This window comes from uncultured Arthrobacter sp. (assembly GCF_947495145.1).
GTDB lineage: Bacteria > Actinomycetota > Actinomycetes > Actinomycetales > Micrococcaceae > Arthrobacter_D.
The window spans coordinates 25,669-45,486 of sequence record NZ_CANLXP010000004.1; the positions used below are offsets into that span (position 1 = coordinate 25,669).

Genomic DNA, 19,818 nt, shown 5'->3' on the forward strand with positions numbered 1-19,818 from the left:
GATTAGTCCAGTACGGCCAGCACGGCGGCGGCGGCGCGTTCGCCGGCGGTCTGCAGCGACGCGTTCTTTCGCACCCAGTTCACTCGTATATCTGACTCTGCGTCGTCCCCGTCAAGGAGCCGCGTCATAGCAGCTGACACCTTCACTGGATCGAAGTCAACGCTCTCGCCAAGCCGATTGTCCGACACCATGCTTGAGCAGTCCCCCGCGCCTGCATAAATCACCGGCGTGCCGCAGGCTCCAGCCGCATAAATCTTCGTCGGTTTGGCAAAATCATAGCCCTGCCCAGGCACAATGCTCACGAGGGCACCAACGGCGCCTCTGATCCATGAGGCAGTCTCTTCGGGGGTCTTGACTCCGCCGAATATTACCCGTCCTGGGGCAATGCGTCCGGCGAGCTCCCGAAGCTTCTGCTCGGACGAGCCTTGCCCGAAGTAGTAAATGTGTACGTTACTCCCCCCAACATACTGCAGCGCTTCAATGAAAATTTCAGCGCCCTGCCACTCCGACATCGTGCCGGTGTAGACAAAGTACGGATGTCCAGGAGATGCCTCGGGTCCATCCGGCCGGAAAGTCTCGGTATCGATACCATTCCCGACGACGCGTATCACGTCGGACGGAACGCCGAACTGAGGCAGTTGGTCGGCCACACCATCGGAAATGGCGATTACTTGTGCCGCATTCCTCAGTGCTGTTCCCTCCATCCAGCGCATGACTTCGACGACCGGTGAAGCGGCGCCCATAGCGATCAGCGCGTCCGTCCACACGTCAGCCGCGTAGTAAACATAAGGGCGTCTTCTGATCCAGGAAGAAAGAGCTACTACAAGCCCCGTTGTGGGCGGCGGCTCAGACACGACGATGTCAGCACGAGTGACGAGCAATCGAAAAAAGAGCGGCACGTCGAAGCTGAGGTACTGGATGTAACCCCTGACATTTCCTCCCGCATCGCGCAGAACGGGCCACCGAGAAACACCGCGCTCGGGAACCATCCCTACCGGGGGCATCGTCGTGAGTACACTCACGGATGCGCCAACGCTTCTCAGTGCGGTCGCTAAGGCCTTCAATCGGAAAGCAGCCGCCCCAACCTCCGGCGGGTAGAGCCTGGTTGCAATGACAACACGTGTCGTCACGCGGTAATGTCCACCATCTGCCCGGTTCGGGCAGACTCGATCATCGCCTCCGCCACCCGCAGGGTGTTTAGGCCTTCGCGCATCGTCACCACGTCGTTGCGTTCCCCTCGCACAGCATCACGGAACGCCTCGTGCTCGGCCTTCAACGGCTCACGTTTGGTCAGTGCAAGACGCGTGATGTTGCCTTCACTAACTCCGCGGAAGTTTGAGACTGCTTCCCATTCGGTGTTGATCGTCCCGTTTTCGTAGAACGTCAGGTCCGCCGTCAACGTGTCCGCGACGAAGGCCCCCTTTTCTCCCGTTACCACGGTCAGTCGCTCTTTCATAGGAGAAAGCCAATTCACCAGGTGGGAAGTGATGACGCCATTCTCCAGTTGGCAGGACGCCGTCACCATGTCCTCGTGCGGACGTCCCGACCGTGTACTCGTGCGCGCGGAAACTGACTTGTAGTGCGACTGCGCCAGCCATGCGGTCAGGTCAATATCGTGAGTGCCTAGATCCTTCACCACCCCGACGTCGGCAATCCGCGAAGGAAACGGTCCCTGACGGCGGGTTGCCACCTGATAGACATCACCGAGATCACCGTTCTCGATGCGGGAACGCAGCGACTGAAGCGCAGGGTTGAACCGCTCGATATGCCCCACAGCGCCAACCAGACCGGCAGCCTCGAAAGCCTCTGCCAGCTTCACACCGCCCTCGATCGTGGAAGCGATCGGCTTCTCAACCATGGTGTGCACTCCCGCAGTCGCGAGGGCAAGACCCACCTCCTCGTGCAAGCCTGTCGGCACGGCACACACTGCCATGTCTATTCCCTGAGCGATCAGCTCATCCACTGAGCCGCACAAGGGTAGGTTCCCCGCCACACCATGCGGGTCCCCGTAAGCATCTGCCACCGCAACCAACTGAACGCCATCGAGCTCCCGCGCCACGCGTGCGTGATGGCGGCCCATCATTCCCAGACCGATAATGCCTACCCGAAGGTCCGCCATCAGGCGCCCGCTCCCGCAAGCTTGTTCACGGCCGTCACGATGCGGTCCAGGTCCTCGCCATCAAGCGATGGATGCACCGGGAGGGAGAGTACTTCGCGTGCCGCGATCTCGGTATTGGGCAGGTCCTCGGTTCGGTTGAAGGAAGGCAGACGGTGATTCGGGATTGGGTAGTAGACACCGCTACCGATGTTGTACTCGTCCTTGAGCGCGGCGGCGAATCCGTCGCGGTCGCCCGAGATGCGAATGGTGTACTGGTGGTACACGTGCTCAGCACCCTCAGCTACTGCTGGCGTACCTACGCCTTCAAGGTTCTCGGTGAGGAACTTGGCGTTTGACTGACGCTGCGCAGTCCACCCGAGGACCTTGGTCAACTGCACGCGCCCGATAGCCGCATGGAGATTGGTCATGCGGGCGTTGAAGCCGACCAGCTCGTTCTCGTACTGGCGCTCCATGCCCTGGTTCCGCAGCAGACGCAGGTTACGCTCGACGGTCGCGTCTCCGGTCGACACCATGCCGCCCTCGCCCGAGGTCATGTTCTTCGTCGGGTAGAGCGAGAACATCGCGAAATCTCCGAACGTGCCGACCTTCCGGCCATCCAATCCAGCACCATGAGCCTGAGCCGCGTCCTCAAACAGCTTGATCCCACGTGAGTCAGCAAGTTCACGGAACGCGACGACGTTCGCCGGGTGGCCGTACAGGTGCACGGGCATGATCCCCTTGGTCTTGTCGGAGATCAGCGACTCTACGTGAGCGACATCCAGGCAGTAGTGATCCAGCTCAATGTCGGCGAAGACCGGCGTCGCGCCTGTGAGTGCGACAGAATTCGCGGTTGCGGCGAACGTGAATGATGGGACGATCACCTCGTCCCCGGGTCCGATTCCGGCAGCCAGCAAGCCAAGGTGCAAACCGGACGTCCCCGAATTCACGGCAACGGACGACCGACCATCGAGCAGGACCTCCGAAAACTCCTTCTCGAACTCGGCGACCTCGGCGCCCTGCGCCAGCATGCCGGAGACGAGCACCGCATCAACAGCAGCGCGCTCCTCGTCCCCTACGATCGGCTTAGCCGCCGGAATGAATCCTGTGCTCATTTCTGATCCTCTACTGGTGCCAGTGTTCCGTGTGCTTCGCTGTACTTCTCGCCGGTCGCAGGACAGACCCACAGTCCGTCCTGCTCCTTCAACGGGTGACCTGCCTTGCCAACCCACCCCAGACGGCGGGCAGGAACTCCTGCCATGAGCCCGTAGGCGGGTACGTCTTTGGTGACGACGGCGCCGGCAGCTACCGTGGCCCACTTACCGATGGTCACCGGGGCCACGCACACAGCGCGAGCCCCGATGGAGGCACCGTCTTCGATAGTGACCCCGACGGGAATCCAGTCATGCGCGCTTTTCAGCGTTCCGTCCGGCGAGACTGACCGCGGATACGTGTCATTCGTCAAAACAACGGCCGGACCAATAAATACACCCTTGCCGAGCGACGCCGGCTCATACACCAGAGCGTAATTCTGGACCTTGCTGTTCTCGCCCATAGAAACGCCCGTACCGATGTAGGCCCCGCGTCCGACAATGCAGTTGGCGCCCAGCTTCGCGTTTTCCCGCACCTGGGCGAGATGCCACACCTTCGTGCCCTCGCCCAGTTCCGCCTGCTCCGAAACGTCAGCGCTATCGGCGATGTAAGTCATGCGACTACCTTCCGTTGCGTCTCTCAGGCCTTGCCGATGACCCGATAGGTCACTCCGGCCCACTTCTCCGGCGAGCTTACCCGGCGACCGTCGATGAACGTCTTCACCCCGGGCAGATCGGACGGCGTCAGGTTTGCGTACTCTGCGTGGTTCGCCTGCACCACTGCAGCATCCACCGGCTCGCCAACCTGGTAGGCGTCGAATCCAAGAGAGGAAAGTTCCGCATCCGTGTACATCGGGTCGTGCACCAGCACCTTTGCGCCGCGTTCCTTCAGCGCGTCAACCGTCGCGAAGACGCCCGAGAAAGCCGTCTCCTTGACCTCGCCGCGGTAGGCAGCGCCAAGCACGACGACGGTGGCACCGCTCAGCTCGCCATGGGCGCCTTCCAGCAGCCCAACCGTGTACTCCGGCATCCCGGCATTGGCTTCGCGGGCCGCACGAACGACCGTTGCTGACGGATCGTTCCACAGATACAGCCGAGGATAAACGGGGATGCAGTGGCCTCCGACTGCGATGCCCGGCTGGTGGATGTGGCTGTAGGGCTGGGAGTTCGAAGCCTCAATGACCTGGTAAATGTCGATTCCCGCAGTTGCGGCGAAGCGCGCAAACTGATTGGCCAGACCGATATTCACATCGCGGTAGGTCGTCTCGGCAAGCTTTGCCAGCTCCGATGCTTCGGCTGATCCCAGATCCCACACGCCGTTACCGCGAACCAGATCAGGACGGTCATCGAAATCGAGAACGGCTTCGTAGAACTCGACCGCAGCCTTCGCGCCGTCGTCGGACAACCCGCCTACCAGCTTAGGGTACTTGCGGAGGTCCTCGAAGACACGACCGGTCAGCACACGCTCCGGTGAGAACACGAGGTGGAAATCCTTGCCCTCGACCAGGCCCGAACCTTCCTCGAGCATCGGCTTCCACCGAGAACGGGTGGTCCCTACCGGAAGAGTCGTCTCATAGGAAACCAGCGTTCCCGGAGTGAGGTGCCTGGCCAGCTCTGTAGTGGCGCCGTCCATCCATCCGAAGTCAGGATTTGCTTCAGCGTCGACGAACAAAGGCACCACCAGGACCACTGCATCAGCATCAGGAACCGCCTGACCGTAATCAGTTGTCGCCCGAAGCTTGCCGGCGGGAACCAGTTCGGAAAGCTTTTCCTGGAGGTGCGCTTCACCGGGAAACGGCTCCACAGCGTTGTTGATCAACTCGACAACCTGGGCGTTAACGTCAACGCCCACCACTTCGTGACCCTTCGACGCGAACTGGACTGCCAGCGGCAGACCGATTTTCCCAAGGGCAATGACAGCAATCTTCACGGTGGTATGACCTTTTCTCTGTACGTGGAGCAGACCCGGCTCCAGATCCAGTAGCCAAGCCTATCGTCCCAGCTGGAATATCGCCCGTTGAAGCTTCCGCGGCGCTGACCGCGGCCCTTATCCACAGGTCGACGCCGACTCCCGTCAAGGAGCCCGAAATGCTCCTAGGCTCGAACCATGGATCTGCACGTCACGCTCGCCGCAGGTCCGGGCGCGCAATTGCCGGGAGGCGAACCGACGGAGGAAATCGTCATCACGAGGGCCCATTTGTCGAGTGGCGAACAGCTTCACAGACAGCTGTCAGAACGAATTGGGACCCAGCACCTCTCGATCGGCGGGACACCCCTGCAAGAGCTGGAACCAGGAGTACCGCCCCTGACGTCCGGCGCGGTGATCGTCGCCTCCCCAAGCCAGCGACCGGCGTCGCGACCATCCGACGCCGGGAACCTGATCTTCCTCGTGCGGTCCGGACCCGACGCCGGCAAGTCAGTACCGCTCTCACGCGGCGTCTACACGATCGGCCGAAGCGCAGCAGATATCTCCATCCATGACCCCGAACTCTCCCGCGTGCATGCCGTCCTCGCGGTGAGCAACGACGCCCTCGTCCTCCGCGATCGGAAGTCGGTGAACGGCGTCTGGGTGAACGGATCCCGCGTCGAACGAAGCCCGGTGACCACAGACTCCGAAATCCGCATCGGTGCCAGCCGTTGTGCCGTCGTCCTCGCGGACACGCCGGCCGAGTCAACCCTTCCCGCTGAGCTCCATGAGCCGTGCGAGGTCAGCGCGCCCCCTCCCCCGGAGGGCAACAGGTTACTGATCCTCACAGCCTTCCTGCCGCTCGTGCTCGGCATTGTGCTCGCAGTGACCACTGGTATGTGGTTTTTCCTGGCGTTCAGTGCGCTCTCCGCCGTCACCGGCCTCGTACCGCTCATAAACGGACGAAGAAGACGCCGCGTGTTCGACGCAGCGGTGGCCGCAGCCGCAGCCAGAGACAGTGAACGACGACGACGCGCGGCACCGGACCCAGGCGGGCTCGCGCTCGCTGCTCTGCGTCCACAGCTGGCCGACTTCGGTCGAATACCATCGCTGCACTCGCGCGGCACCTATCTACGGCTCGGCATCGCGGACCAGCACGCCAATGTCCAGCCCAAACCCACACCTGCGCAATGGCGGCCGCCCGTCATTACCGACGCGCCAGTGCTCCTCCCATTGGTGGAGAGCGGAGGTCAGGAACCGCTCAATCTGGACATCCGCGGACCGCTGGAAATCCTCGTCGAAGTCGCCCACTTCCTGCTTCTTCAGCTCGCCGCCCTTCGCGATGCCGGGGAAGTCCTCTGTTTCGGTGCCGCCGCAGCTCTACCGTCGGCGGCGAGATTCCTGCCAGGGGTGACCCTCGTTGCCGATCACGCACGGTTCGCTGAACTTCTCGCTTCCCGCAGGTACTCCACAATCATGACCTTCGATTCGGGAACGGTCACAGCAGCGGAAGGGATGCGCATCTACCGTTTCTCGTCGTCGAACCGACGTGACAAGGAGCGTTGGACCATCGACTACTTTCCGCCGCGGCCCGAACTCACAACCCCGGACGGCGCTGTTTGTTTCCAGCCGGATTTCGTCCAATCGGACACATTTGAGCGGTTGGCCCGAGCAATCGGAACACGTAGCCGACCGCACGCAGCCGATCAGACAGGGACAACAGTCCCGGATGCTCTCGCGTTTCTGGACCTGCTGCCTTGCGACAGTGACAGCATTGCGGAAAGATGGCGCACGGCGTGGAACGGCTCACATCTTTGTACAAGCATCGGGTCATCGGCTGAGGGACCGCTGGTGCTTGATCTGGTGATGAGCGGCCCACATCTGCTTATCGCCGGGACAACAGGATCCGGCAAATCCGAGTTCCTGCGGACACTGGTCCTTGGTCTGGCGCTCAGCTACTCCCCCACCGGCCTGAACTTCCTCTTCATCGACTTCAAGGGCGGCTCCGGACTCGGCGGACTTGCGCACCTGCCGCACGTTACCGGCATGTTCACCGACCTCTCGGTAGCTGCTGTCTCCCGCACCCTTGTCTCCCTCAGGGCAGAGATCAAGCGGCGCGAAGCACTCTTCGCAGACGCCGGTGCTGCCGACTACCTTGAGTACCGTAGAAGCACCGCCATGCCGTTACCCCGTCTAGTGACAGTGATCGACGAGTTTCGGATGCTCAGCGAGGAGGTTCCCGGGTCCGTCCAGGAACTGATGCGGATCGCTTCCCTGGGGCGCTCGCTCGGGATGCATCTTGTCCTTGCAACGCAGCGCCCGCAGGGTGCGATCACATCCGATATCCGCGCAAACATCACGGCAAACGTTGCACTGAGGGTTCAATCCGCCATGGAATCCCAGGACGTCCTCGAAGCAGCAGTAGCAGCGTCCATCCCGGTCAACCTTCCCGGCCGTGGTTTTCTGCGCATAGCCTCCGGGGAGCCCATCGAGTTCCAGACCGCGACGACGACGGCGCCCGGCTCCAACTCGCTGTCCGCCTCAGTTACGTCCTTTGCTTCCTTCCTGGCGCAGAGCCCCGGCTATGAAATAGCCGATCACGCAGGGAAAGACACTGCCCGGGAAGTAACCCCAGATTCGGCAGATAACCTTCAGGCGCTTGTGGACTCCGCCAACAGAGCTGCGCACCTGCTACCGGTTCCGCGGCTGCGAAAACCGGTATGTCCGTCCCTGCCGTCGGCGCTCACGCGCTCGACCGCGGTGCCGACCGACACTCCGCAGCTTGGCCTGCTCGACCTCCCCGAGAAGCAAAAGCAACGTCCGCTTGTATGGGATCCCGCACGTCACTCACATCTCGCACTTGTGGGTCAGCCCGGCAGCGGGCAGGGCATGGTGCTCCAGGCCCTGACGGCGGAACATCTCCGCACCCTGCCCGACCGGCACCTCTATCTACTCGACGGCGACTCGACCCTGCGCCCTGTCAATGATGCTGCACAGGTCGGCGCCTATGTCACTGCCGCCGATGTGAAACGGGCTGCCAGAGTCCTCGAACGGATTGCCGAGCTGGTGACGGTTCGGCTCGGCAACGCTCAGTCCATAACCTCCCACTTCCCGCAACTCACAGTCTTTATCTCGGGCTGGGGAAGGTGGGCAACGGCGTTCCGCAGCAGCCGCTTCGCTTGGGCGGAAGACGCGCTGCAGGACATCGTGCGTGACGGCGAAGCCGCCGGAATCTCACTGGTCATTGCGGGTGAGCGGGAACTCATCGCCAGCAGGTTCTTTTCCGCGTTGCCCAACCGCCTCTACCTGCCGCTCGGTGCCAGCTCAGAGGCTCTACTCACCTGGCCGAAGCTTCCTGCCATCGATTCGATACCCGGTCGTGCGTTCGTTCAGGGCCGTATCAGCGCTGACGGGGATGCGATTGCCCAACTCATGATGGATCCCGGCCCGGTGCCCCGCGGGCTGCCGGCACAGCGACCGTTCACCGTCGCTGCACTTCCCCGCATTGTCAGGAGCATTGATCTCCCAGCAACGCACCCATCTCTGGGGCAGCTACGGATCCCAGTGGGTGTGGGCGGTGATGACCTCGCCCCAGTGGAGTTGGCGCTGCCGCAGCGAACGGTGGCGGTGGTCGTCGGGTCAGCCGGCAGCGGCAAATCGCAGACGCTCAACCTGGTCGCACAATTGGCCCCTGAGTCAGTGAGATGCCTGCGGCCCCTCGAAAATGAAGATCCGGCGGTTTTCTGGAAGCAGGCCGCCATGGGAGGAGCTGGCGGGAAGGATCTGCTGCTCGTTGACGACGCCGACCTGCTACCCCGCGATACCCACCAGCAACTCGCTGAAATGCTGGCGGCCGGCGCACGGGCTGTCTTTGCCTGCTCACCCTCGCCAGCAATCGCGGTCAGCCCCGCCCTTGCTTCCCTGCGCGTCAATCCGGTGGGGATCATCCTCGGTCCCCGGTCGCCCGCTGATGGGGATATCTTCGGCTTACGCGTCGATGTGGATGGCAAGTCACCGCCGGGACGCGGCATCCTCGTGCACTCGCACTGCACAGTGGAAATTCAGGTTGCCCTCTGTGAGCGCGCCCCGTCCGGGTGGGATCCATCGAGGTCCTCCTGACAGCATCAGGGCTAGAGCATAGGTGTGCCGTCGCCCGTCCGGCTGGTGTAGGCCGCGACGGGACGTGTGAAGAGTTGGTGCACCACTACCACCGCGGGTACCAGTAGCAGGAGACCGACCCAGATTATTCCACCGGTCAGCGTAGGTATTGCAACAACAATCACGAAGAACTGGAAGACCAGCGCTGCGGATCGTGTCCAGCGGTATCCCCGGAAGAGAAAGTGCGCCACGATCAGGAGCCACCCTGCGAAAAGGAGCAGGAGTACCAGCATGAAAACCGCGCCGCCCAAAGAGGTGGGCGTGCTTGTGAGCAGACCGAAAGCAAACCAACCGGCGACGGCGAGCAGGACTGCTGCCTCGCAGAGCAGAATCGCCGCGATGATTACCACCCCTACCGGCCGGGCTCTCTCATGGGACTGGGGCAGGGAGGCGGGTCTTGACACAGTCGCACCCTACCGGACATAGTCGTTCACAGCTACGGATGCTTTGCCTGTTGTCAACTGTGTGACGCATCCCTCATGGTTTGAGGCAATTACCTTCTGGTTACCCCTTGTTTGCGTGTGCGTAACGTGACAACCTTAATGAAGGAAATGCGGGGGCCGTAGTGGCCCCCTTTACTATGACACCCCTCGTGAATGTTTTCACAAACCTCGCGAGTTGTAAGGAGAAAGTGATCAGCATGGACTGGCGTAGCCGCGCTGCCTGCCTAGACAAAGACCCGGAACTGTTTTTCCCGGTCGGCAACACAGGGCCCGCCCTGCTTCAGATTGAAGAAGCAAAGAGCGTGTGCCGCCGATGCCAGGTCATCGACACCTGCCTCCAGTGGGCGATTGAGTCCGGACAGGATGCCGGCGTCTGGGGTGGGCTGAGCGAAGACGAACGCCGCGCGCTCAAGCGACGCGCAGCGCGAGCACGCCGGGCTTCCTGACTGAAGAGTCACACCCTAAGACATAGCTGAAGGGAGGGCATCGGTAGATGCCCTCCCTTCAGTTTGTCGTCGCTTCGAGCCAATCAGATTCCTTGGGAGGAAGGCCGCGATGCGCCGGTTTTACGCCGTGCTCCGGGGATTCCCATTTCGATAGTGACAACCGTGCCGCCGCCTTCCCGCGAAGTCCACTCGATCGTGCCGCCCAGTTCGCTCATGACGAGGGTCCTCACGATCTGCAGACCGAGTCCCTCGCTGTAGCCCTCCGGCGGCAGACCTGCCCCGTCGTCCATAATGGAAACGGTGAGCATCTCGCCGTCATCGCCCACGCTTCTGTTAGCGCCAAGCCAGACTGTGCCGGGCCGATCGGCCAAGCCATGCTCGACGGCGTTCGTCACCAGCTCATTGATCACCAGGGCCAGCGGGGTGGCAAAATCGCTGGGGAGCTCACCGAATTCGCCTGACCGCTCTGTCCGGACAGCCTGATTCGGCGACGCTACTTCCGCAGACAAGCGGAATTGACGCGCAATAAGCTCGTCGAAGTCCACGCTCTGCGAAAGGCCCTGCGACAACGTCTCATGGACCAGCGCGATCGTGGCCACCCGCCGCATCGCCTGCTCCAGACCCTGTTTCGCTTCATCGCTCACCATGCGGCGTGACTGCATCCTCAACAGGGCAGCCACGGTCTGCAGATTGTTCTTCACCCGGTGATGAATCTCACGGATTGTCGCGTCCTTGGACACCAGCTCCATCTCCCGCCGCCTGAGCTCCGACACGTCGCGGCAGAGCACCAGTGCACCGAAACGTTCCTTGTCATCGCGAAGTGGGATAGCACGCAGTGACAGGCTCACGCCCCTGGACTCGATTTCGGTACGCCAGGGCATCTTGCCTGTCAATACGAGTGGCAACGTCTCGTCAACCATCCTGCGGTCCTTCAGCAGCGAGGTCACGATCTCGGCGAGGGGACGCCCTTCTAGCGTCTCGACGTCACCCAGTCGCCGGAATGCTGAAACACCGTTTGGACTGGCATACTGCACGACGCCGTCCACATCGAGCCGAATCAGACCGTCCCCTACGCGCGGGGCACCCCGCCTGGATCCCGTCGGCGTAGCGAAATCGGGCCACAGCCCCAAAGTCGCCATCCGCAGCAGATCGTAGGCACACTGCCGGTAGGTCAGCTCCAGCCGTGATGGCATGCGCGAGCTGGACAGGTCCATGTGAGAGGTGACGACGGCAAGAGTTCTGCCGTTTCGCACCATCGGTACCGCTTCGACGCGCATCGCCATCTCCGTGGTCCAGTTGGTTTCCCCGGACCGTTCGATCTGCTGGCTCTCCCAGGCCTTGTCAACCAGCGGTTGAAGATCAGCGCGGATCCGTTCACCCACGAAGTCGCTGTGAAAGACGGTGTGCGAGGTGGAAGGGCGCACATGTGCCAGCGCAACGTAGCCGCCGTCGTGCAGGGGAAACCACAGCGCAAGGTCTGCAAATGCAAGGTCCGCAACCATCTGCCAGTCCCCCACCAAAAGATGCAGCCATTCAGCATCGCCCGGCGCGAAACCCGTGTGTTCCCGGATGGGGTCCGTGAAGATCGCCACCTATGCCTCCCTTACTGCCGCACGATTGAACGCAGCAAGCGTAGTGCAACGGACAGCGAAGCCATATCGTCGCGTTCCAGCTGGTTCACCTCGGCAAACATCTTCTTGGCCCGATCCAGGTGTTCAGCGTTCTGCTTCTCCCATTCCTGAAGCCTGCTGGACGCATTCGATGATTCCAAATGTGACGAGCTGTTCATAACCGACACCGTCATTTCAGACACCGTCGAGTAAAGGTCGTCACGGAGTGCAGCACGCGCAAGGGCCTGCCAGCGGTCTTCCCTTGGCAGGGAAGTGATGCGCTCAAGCAGGTTGTCCACGTTGAAGCGGTCGTAAATGGCGTAGTACACCTCGGCTATCCGCTCGACAGGTTCATCCACGCGCCGCGAGATGAGAGCAACGTCGAGCAACCCAAACGACTCGAACTGCTCCGCCCAGTGCTGCGCGATGGAATCAGGTAGTCCCCATTCCTCAGCACGCCGGAACCAGCTGCGCACCCGCTCGAGGTCGCCGCCGCTCACGTAGTTGATGAGTTTTGTACGCAACGGATCCATCAACGGTTTGAAGGCGGCGATGTCCTCCTCGACACTGGTACCGCGCCCAACGTGGTTGACGAACCACCGCACAGCCCGATCCAGCAGCCGCCGGATGTCGAGGTGGACGGTGGTCGAGTGTTCGGTCGGAAAACTTGGTGGAAGCTGGGCCAGCGCGTGGACGATGTGATCGAGGTCGTAGATTTCCCGCAGAGCTACAAACGCACGCGCGACGATCGCTTCATTGACCGATGTTTCTTCCATCACGCGGAAGACGAAGGTAATTCCGCCCAGATTCACCATGTCATTCGCGATGACGGTGGAGATAATCTCGCGCCGCAGCGGATGACTGTCGAGCTCCTCGTCGAAGCGTTCGACAAGCTGACGTGGGAAGTAGCTCCGCAAGGTGTCCTTGAACCACGGATCGTCAGCCAGGTCGCTTCTGGTGAGCGCTTTTGTCAGTTCGATCTTGGCGTACGCGGCCAGCATGGAAAGCTCCGGTGAGGTGAGGCCCTGACCGCGCTCAACCCTGGCCCGCAGTTCCGTCGTGGTTGGCAGGGCTTCGAGCTCCCGGTTCAGATCTGCATGCGTCTCGAGCCAGTCCATCAGCCGCTCGAAGCTCGGGCTCCATTCAAGGACGCGCTGCCGGTCGTTGAGAAGGAGTACGTTCTGGTCGATATTGTCCTGAAGCACGAGGTCCGCCACCTCGTCCGTCATCGAGTGCAGGAACTCGGTACGCTCTGCCGCTTTCAGTTTGCCTGTGCGTACCATCCGGTCCACGAAGATCTTGATGTTCACTTCGTGGTCGGAGCAGTCCACGCCTGCGGAGTTATCAATCGCATCGGTATTGAGGATCACTCCGTTGAGCGCAGCTTCAATCCGGCCGTGCTGGGTCATTCCAAGGTTTCCGCCCTCGCCGACCACACGGGCACGCAACTGGTTTCCGTTGACCCTGATGGAGTCGTTCGCCTTATCGCCCACATCGCTGTGGGTCTCGCTGGACGCCTTCACATAGGTGCCGATACCGCCGTTGTAGAGCAGGTCTACCGGTGCGGTGAGAATGGCGCGCAGAAGCTCCGGAGGGCTCATCGTGGTGACAGAGTCATCGAGACCGAGTACGGCCCTCACCTGTTCACTCACGGGAATGGACTTCACATGGCGCGCATACACTCCGCCGCCATCACTGATCAGCTCCGGGTTGTAATCTGCCCAGCTGGATCGGGGAAGCTCGAAGAGCCGTTTGCGCTCCTTGAATGATGTCGGCGCATCCGGGGCGGGATCCAGAAAGATGTGGCGGTGATCAAAAGCGGCAACCAGGCGGATATGCGTCGAAAGAAGCATTCCGTTACCGAAAACATCCCCGCTCATGTCGCCGACGCCGGCGACGGTGAATTCTTCGGTTTGGGTATCCACGCCGAATTCACTGAAGTGCCGCTTCACAGACTCCCAGGCGCCCCGAGCCGTAATGCCCATCGCCTTATGGTCATACCCGACTGAACCTCCCGACGCAAAGGCATCCCCCAGCCAGAAGCCGTATTCAGCGGAAAGCTCATTGGCAATGTCCGAGAAGGACGCAGTGCCTTTGTCTGCAGCCACCACAAGATAGCTGTCATCGCCGTCGTGCCGAACCACTCGCTCGGGCGGCACCACATTCTCGCCTTCCTCGGTGGTTACGAGATTGTCCGTGATGTCCAGGAGCGCGCGAATGAAGGTGCGGTAACTTGCCTGCCCTTCCGCCATCCACCCTGCACGGTCCTGTACAGGGTCAGGCAGCTGCTTCGCATAGAAGCCGCCTTTGGCACCGGTAGGAACGATGACCGCGTTCTTCACCGTCTGCGCCTTGACGAGACCGAGAATCTCGGTGCGGAAGTCCTCTCTCCGGTCCGACCACCGCAGCCCGCCACGGGCGATATCGCCGAAGCGCAGATGGACGCCTTCAATCTGTGGGGAATAAACCCAGATCTCAAACTTCGGACGCGGATGCGGCGCTCCCTCGATGGCTGAAGTGTTCAGCTTGTAACTGATGTGCACTTTGTCCTGGAAGTAGTTCGTCCGCAGAGTCGCCTCAATCACGTTGGCGAAGGTGCGGAGGACACGGTCAGCGTCCAGAGTGGGCACCTGCTCGAGTAGCGCGTCCAGCTCCAGGCGAACACCCGCCGTCGTTTCTTCACGCCGTTCGGAATCGAAGTCCGGGTCGAACCGCGCTTCGAAAAGCGCAACCAGTTTGCGTGTTACTTCCGGGTTGGCCAGGAGCGTGTCGCTGATGAATCCGTACGAATTCATGTTGCCCATCTGGCGCATGTACTTCGCGTAGCTGCGCAGGATGGCGACCTGACGCCAGCGAAAATTCTCCTTCAGGACGAGCCGGTCGAAAGAATCCGATTCGCTCGCGTTGCCTACGGCAGCAGCGAACGCTGCCTCCAGCAGTTCGCCCGTACTCTCCGGATCGATTCCCTGCGGATACCGCAGGCCGAGGTCATAGAGGAAGAAGTCCCTCCCGTCGGAGCGCTCGATTTCGAACGGACGCTCGTCCAGCACTTCGAGACCTAGGTTGTGCAGGTACGGCAGAATCTGGCTGAGGCTCTTCGGCTCAGTGAGATACAGCTTGAGCCGCGCATCTTCCGCCAGATGTTCGCCCGCACCGGACGGAACATACACATGCATGATCGGGCCGGAGGTATCTGTTCGGTCATAGGTCGAGAAGCGTTCGATGTCCTCGAGCGCGTCCTCGACTTCGTAGTCCACTCTGTACGCGGCTGGGAATGCCTCAGCCCATAGGTGCGAGAACCGTTCCGCATCCGGCCGGTTGAAACGGGTACGCGCCACTTCATCGATGCCTTCCGACCACGACCGGGCAGCCATCACCAGCCGCTGTTCGAGTTCAGCGACCTCGACGTGCGCAATCTCAGCGTTTTTGGGAAGTCGGATGCGGAAGAACAGTCTGGCGAGTGCAGACTCGCTCATCCGTGCCTCGTAATCAATCGACTCTGCGTTGAAGGTGCGCCGCAGCTCATCCTCGATACGCAGGCGAACGCTCGTCGTATAACGGTCCCGCGGCAGGTAAACCAATGCCGACATGAAGCGCCCGTAGGTGTCCGGCCGGAGGAACAGTCTCGTCCGGCGTCTTTCCTGCAGTTTCAGGATCCCCAGCGCCGTAGCCACCAGATCATCTACATCGACCTGGAAGAGCTCATCCCGGGGGTAGGTTTCGAGGATCGACAACAGGTCTTTGCCTGAATGGGAATCCGTGGGGAATCCGCAGCGGCGCAGCACTTCGTTCACCTTGTCCCGGATGATCGGCACATTGCGGACCGACCCGGTGTAGGCACTGGTTGCAAAGAGCCCGATGAACCTCCGCTCCCCGCAGACGTTGCCCTGCTTGTCGAACCGTTTGATACCGATGTAATCGAGGTAGGCGGCGCGGTGAACCGTCGACCGGGAGTTGGCTTTGGTTATGACGAGCGGCTGCTTCTCGCGTGCTTTGGCGCGCCCGGCCGGCGTCAGATGTTGGATCGGCCGGCCATCGATCGGGTGGCGCAGCAAGCCCAGCCCGCTGTCATCCCTGACGCGAAGGACGTCTTCGCCGTCCTCTGTCTCGAGATCGTATTCCTTGTAGCCGAGGAACGTGAAGTTTCCTTGGTCCAGCCAGGCCAACAATTCCTGGGTCTGCCCGAGATCAGGTATATCTGCGCCTTCCGGCACCTGCTGCAGGGTGGAGGACACCTCGCGCAGTTTGCTGCGCATTGCAGTCCAGTCCTCCACGGCTGCGCGTACATCGGAGAGGACGCGCTGAAGACCCTTGACGATCTCCCCGCGCCGCTTCTCATCGCCGATGCGACCGACTTCGACTGCCATCCAGGATTCGACGTGAGCACTGATGTCACTGTCAGCGACCAGTTCAGCCAGGTTGGGAAGTGCGGCCGTATCCCCGCTGGATGAGCCCGCGGAGGAAGGAACCCGCCTGAGCTTCATCAGTTCGTGCGACGATCGATGCCGGACCGCGACGAACGTGGGGTGCACGACCAGCCGGATTGCAGCCTGCTGCCGCACCAGCTCCGCCGTGACGGAGTCCACGAGGAACGGCATGTCGTCGGTGACGATCATGACGATGCTTGCGTCATCCTGGTCGAAGACTCCGACTATCGCCTCACCTGTGGGCCGGATCGCGGCCAGCGTGCGGTGCTCAAGCGCACGTTCGGTGAGCGCGTCCGGCGAATAGGTGCCGGCGTCGTCATCCGCTAGGTGCTGGTAATAGTGCTGGATGAACTCGGTGAGTGAAGTGTCAGAGCTGGACTGTTCCGTGGTGCTGGATCCAGACGACATGAACCGCCTCCGTAACGAAATGAAAGGCCGCCCCTTCGCGACCCCCTTACTGTGAGAGCCTAACGCCGTTACCGGAAAACTTCATTTCGTTGGAGGTTGGACCAGCAGAGCGGCGCTTGCGTTGTTCAACCGGTGCATTGACCAGCGCCGAGATAGCCTGGCGCAACGCGGAGGCGGAAGCGGCTTCGCGCAGCGTCGAACCCCTCAGTAGAGCGGCATCGGCAGCGTCGAAATCAGCGGGCAGGAACGCCGAGATGGGCATTGAAGGACCGAATCGCTCCCATGCCTCGCGGAGCTGGCGTTCCGGTGAACGACCGACGGAGGCAGCCCGCACCTTATTGAAGACAACGCGCGGAGCTGCCGTTGGTACCGCCTCTTCAAGCTCGGCCAGCGCACGAACGAGGCGCGGCACCCCGACCGAGTCAGCAGCGCCGATAGCGTACACCTCATCAGCCAGCTCAAGGCAGCGCAGTGTTGCCCCGTTGCGTCGCGGTGCGAGGGTGTCGAAACTCAATTCTTCGTCAGCTTCGATGGCGAATGCGCAATCGACGACAATGAAATCGAAGATCGAGCGCGCAAGCGCCACAACACGGGTGAGCGCCGCTGGCCTGACCTCCGCCCAGCGGTCAGCACGCGTGACGCCTGTCAGAACGTGCAGCGGAGAACCGTCGAGAGCTACTTCGGTGCAGATTCGCTGCAGGGTGGGGATATCCAGGACGCCTTGATCCGCCAGTCGGCAGGCTTGGGCGATCCCCGCCGATTCATCCAAGAGTCCCAGAAAAGCAGCAACACTGGCTCCGTAGGTGTCAGCGTCCATGAGCAGGACGCGGGAGCCCGTGGCAGCGAGTTCGGAAGCCACATTGACGGCCACCGTGGTGCGGCCGGTGGCACCGGTGGGACCCCAGGCCACAAGCACTGTGCCGTCGCCTTCCGGCTCTGCTGTTTCCAGTCGAGAGACCTGTTTGGGAGTAAGCGCACGGGAAGGGTCAGCAAACGCGGTGTTCGGCGTGCCCCGCAGATGCAGTTCGAGATCCGCCACGGCTGCAGCTACTTCACCGGCAAGCGCTCGAGCGTCCACGGCTGTCGGCGCATGGCGAACCTGCAGCACCCGCAAACGCTGCCGCGCGTCATCGTCGTCAGTGAGCGCAACTACGGCAACATCAGCCGCGCGCAACCGTTCCACCAGAGACGACGTGAGTTCACCGGCGTCGAAAGCAACGATAGCCGCACGCGCAATTCCGGTTTGGCAGGCAGCGATCATCTCCGGAAATTCGTCACAGCGTCGAACCACCGTGACCGGTCCGCGAAGCTGTTCCAGTCCCGGTACGCAATCGCTCGCGGAACGTCCGACCGTAACAACGGGGATACTCATCGTGCACCCGAGTTGACGACGACGGCGATCCTTGCCTCATTGGACAGGGCGTCAAGGAGTGCAGGAAGGGTTTCATCACCGACCAGGACGAAAATGCGAGCCGATTGGCTGGCGCCCAGCGCGGAATCTTCCTCCGCATAGCCATAGATTTCAGCGCCCTCAAGGAGCAACTCGGCAGCGCCGAACTCGTTACCTTCTCCCCGGGGAGAAATCCATACGTCGACACGATCACCCCTCGCGGTCCCGGCAGGCAGCGGATCCTCCACGGTGAGTCCCACCGGCTTACGGTCGAGCGCATCGGCCGGCCCTACTCCGGAGACAGGAAGCAGCTCTCCGGCAGGGATCAACCGCTGCGCAACTGCGTTATCCGGAAGACCTTCGCTCACTAATCGGTACGAGCCCTCAACCTCGCCCAATCGCACGGGAACGACGCTAAGATCCTCTTCCGAAATTTCGGCGCCAACTGGCAGGTCCTCACGGGCTGCATAAACGCCGATAGTTTTGTCCGCGCTTTCGACAAGGGCTATCACGCCCACAATGGAAACGCACACCAGCAGTATGCCGATGAGAAGCCGGGGGTCTTTCCAGGACGGTTTGCGCAGCCTGAGCGGCGCGTTTGTACTCACCGCGTTGTCCATCTTGAGACTCACGAGTGTTTCCCCTGTTCCCCGTCTTCACAGTCGTTTGCATGGCACCGGGACGTGCATGCCCCAAGCAATTCTCTTTCAAGCCTCAGTCAAATGGAAACCAAATGCACGAATCAGCAACAAACTGTGGATATCGTCAACGTCGGCGTCCGGGGGTGGCAAGATGGAGGGACAGGTTTCTTGCGTCGAACGAAGGGAAAGGCGGCTTTCGTGGCACAGAAACGGTTTATGACGCTGGCCGATGTGGGAGAGGTTCTCAATATCTCCTCATCACAGACATACGCGCTCGTGCGCTCCGGCGAGCTTCCGGCTATCCAGGTCGGCGGCCGCGGGCAGTGGCGGGTGGAGACCCAGGTTCTCGAGGACTATATCGCCAGTGCCTATCAACGGACGGCGGCAAGCGTGAAAGAAGGCGCGCCAGTTGAGCAGGAACTCTAGGTAACACTCCAACAGAAGGTAACACTCCACGATCATCCAAGGGCGGCGCCGATGAGGCGCCGCCCTTTACCGTTGTGACCTGTCCTGCCCGGCATAAAGCCGGATCTCCATGCGAAGAGTACGCCCGGACCAGTACGGTTCAACGGGAGGAAACCGCAGCCAGCCCGGAAAACGGAACAGCGTAAACCGCAGACACGCTCGTTGTGCGCCTCGCTTCACCGGGCAGGACTGCGGCTATCTCCAGGAAGTCCTTCCCGACACGGTCGATGATCCCTTCAATCCGCGTGGCGCTCTCCACTATGTGAACGGTGACGGCCGCGCGATCCCGAGCCAGTGTCCGCAGGGCCGATCCAAGGCCCAACCCTTTTTGAACACGCGACGCCTCACCCAATACATTCCGGCTCAGACCTTCCACCAGCCGAACAGCGGTGAACGGAACCATCACTTCCCCTGGCTGCGTGCTCAGGACCAGCCACTCTGATCCCACATGCGTCAACTCACCATCGAAGCTGCCGCCGCCGGACGTTCCTACCCTCAGTATGAACCCCAGCTGTCCACGAAAGCGGTCGGCGAGAGTAACCGCCCCTTGCTCCTGCCGAACCCGGTCTGCCACCTCGGCATCATCTAACGCCTGGTCAGCGGCGGCGAGTTGCGCCTCGATGTCTTCGAACAGAGCTTTCCAACGCATCGATTCAGCTTATGGACCCAGTGATTTTCGGTCAACTAGTAGACATCCAACGTAATCCACGGTAGACAAGTTTAAGCAAACTAGTTGAA

General features: G+C 61.4%; 14 protein-coding genes. 3 read left to right on the plus strand and 11 right to left on the minus strand.

Annotated features, from left to right (window positions below):
* Window positions 1-2: 2 nt before the first annotated feature.
* Genes Q0877_RS04065 through Q0877_RS04085 form a run of 5 tightly spaced genes read right to left on the minus strand, consistent with a single transcriptional unit; the run spans window position 3 to window position 5,116 of the window.
* A complete protein-coding gene (locus Q0877_RS04065; RefSeq protein WP_299165944.1) occupies window positions 3-1,130 on the minus strand; it encodes a glycosyltransferase family 4 protein in 1,128 nt (375 codons plus the stop codon).
* On the minus strand, window positions 1,127-2,119 hold the full coding sequence (locus Q0877_RS04070) for a Gfo/Idh/MocA family protein (protein ID WP_299165947.1): 993 nt from the start codon (window positions 2,117-2,119) through the stop codon (window positions 1,127-1,129). The genes Q0877_RS04065 and Q0877_RS04070 overlap by 4 nt, the downstream gene beginning before the upstream one ends.
* Entirely contained in the window at window positions 2,119-3,210 is a 1,092-nt protein-coding gene (locus tag Q0877_RS04075) for a DegT/DnrJ/EryC1/StrS aminotransferase family protein (protein WP_299165949.1), read from the minus strand. Before Q0877_RS04075 ends, Q0877_RS04070 begins: the two co-directional genes overlap by 1 nt.
* Window positions 3,207-3,803: an acyltransferase gene (locus Q0877_RS04080; RefSeq protein ID WP_299165951.1), complete on the minus strand. Its 597-nt coding sequence runs from the start codon at window positions 3,801-3,803 to the stop codon at window positions 3,207-3,209. Before Q0877_RS04080 ends, Q0877_RS04075 begins: the two co-directional genes overlap by 4 nt.
* Before the next feature lie 23 nt (window positions 3,804-3,826).
* Window positions 3,827-5,116 carry a nucleotide sugar dehydrogenase gene (locus Q0877_RS04085; protein ID WP_299165953.1) on the minus strand — a complete coding sequence of 430 codons (1,290 nt, stop codon included), beginning with the start codon at window positions 5,114-5,116 and terminating at the stop codon, window positions 3,827-3,829.
* Between the two features lie 177 nt (window positions 5,117-5,293).
* Between Q0877_RS04085 and Q0877_RS04090 the strand changes: the two genes are divergently transcribed.
* The gene (locus Q0877_RS04090; protein WP_299165955.1) at window positions 5,294-9,211 is read left to right on the plus strand and encodes an FtsK/SpoIIIE domain-containing protein; all 3,918 of its coding nucleotides are present in this window, start codon (window positions 5,294-5,296) and stop codon (window positions 9,209-9,211) included.
* Window positions 9,212-9,222: 11 nt separating this feature from the next.
* Here Q0877_RS04090 and Q0877_RS04095 read toward each other — a convergent pair whose 3' ends face one another.
* Window positions 9,223-9,654 (minus strand): hypothetical protein, encoded by a 432-nt coding sequence (locus Q0877_RS04095; RefSeq protein ID WP_299165957.1) that lies wholly within the window; start codon window positions 9,652-9,654, stop codon window positions 9,223-9,225.
* A 236-nt stretch (window positions 9,655-9,890) separates the two neighbouring features.
* Between Q0877_RS04095 and Q0877_RS04100 the strand changes: the two genes are divergently transcribed.
* A complete protein-coding gene (locus tag Q0877_RS04100; protein WP_056549944.1) occupies window positions 9,891-10,139 on the plus strand; it encodes a WhiB family transcriptional regulator in 249 nt (82 codons plus the stop codon).
* An 83-nt stretch (window positions 10,140-10,222) separates the two neighbouring features.
* Here Q0877_RS04100 and Q0877_RS04105 read toward each other — a convergent pair whose 3' ends face one another.
* From Q0877_RS04105 to Q0877_RS04120, 4 genes are read right to left on the minus strand one after another with little or no spacing between them, the layout of a single operon-like run.
* Complete coding sequence (locus tag Q0877_RS04105; RefSeq protein WP_299165963.1) at window positions 10,223-11,731, minus strand: sensor histidine kinase; 1,509 nt, start codon at window positions 11,729-11,731, stop codon at window positions 10,223-10,225.
* 11 nt (window positions 11,732-11,742) lie between these two features.
* On the minus strand, window positions 11,743-16,584 hold the full coding sequence (locus tag Q0877_RS04110; protein ID WP_299165965.1) for an NAD-glutamate dehydrogenase: 4,842 nt from the start codon (window positions 16,582-16,584) through the stop codon (window positions 11,743-11,745).
* Between the two features lie 46 nt (window positions 16,585-16,630).
* Window positions 16,631-17,956, minus strand: coding sequence for a P-loop NTPase (locus Q0877_RS04115; RefSeq protein WP_299165967.1), 1,326 nt, complete (start codon window positions 17,954-17,956; stop codon window positions 16,631-16,633).
* Window positions 17,953-18,606 (minus strand): SAF domain-containing protein, encoded by a 654-nt coding sequence (locus tag Q0877_RS04120; protein ID WP_299165969.1) that lies wholly within the window; start codon window positions 18,604-18,606, stop codon window positions 17,953-17,955. Before Q0877_RS04120 ends, Q0877_RS04115 begins: the two co-directional genes overlap by 4 nt.
* Window positions 18,607-18,813: 207 nt before the next feature.
* On the opposite strand from Q0877_RS04120, the gene Q0877_RS04125 reads away from it, so the two are divergent.
* Window positions 18,814-19,041: a helix-turn-helix domain-containing protein gene (locus Q0877_RS04125; protein ID WP_299165971.1), complete on the plus strand. Its 228-nt coding sequence runs from the start codon at window positions 18,814-18,816 to the stop codon at window positions 19,039-19,041.
* A gap of 139 nt (window positions 19,042-19,180) precedes the next feature.
* On the opposite strand, the gene Q0877_RS04130 is transcribed toward Q0877_RS04125, so the two are convergent.
* Window positions 19,181-19,729, minus strand: coding sequence for a hypothetical protein (locus Q0877_RS04130; protein WP_299165973.1), 549 nt, complete (start codon window positions 19,727-19,729; stop codon window positions 19,181-19,183).
* Window positions 19,730-19,818 lie beyond the last annotated feature (89 nt).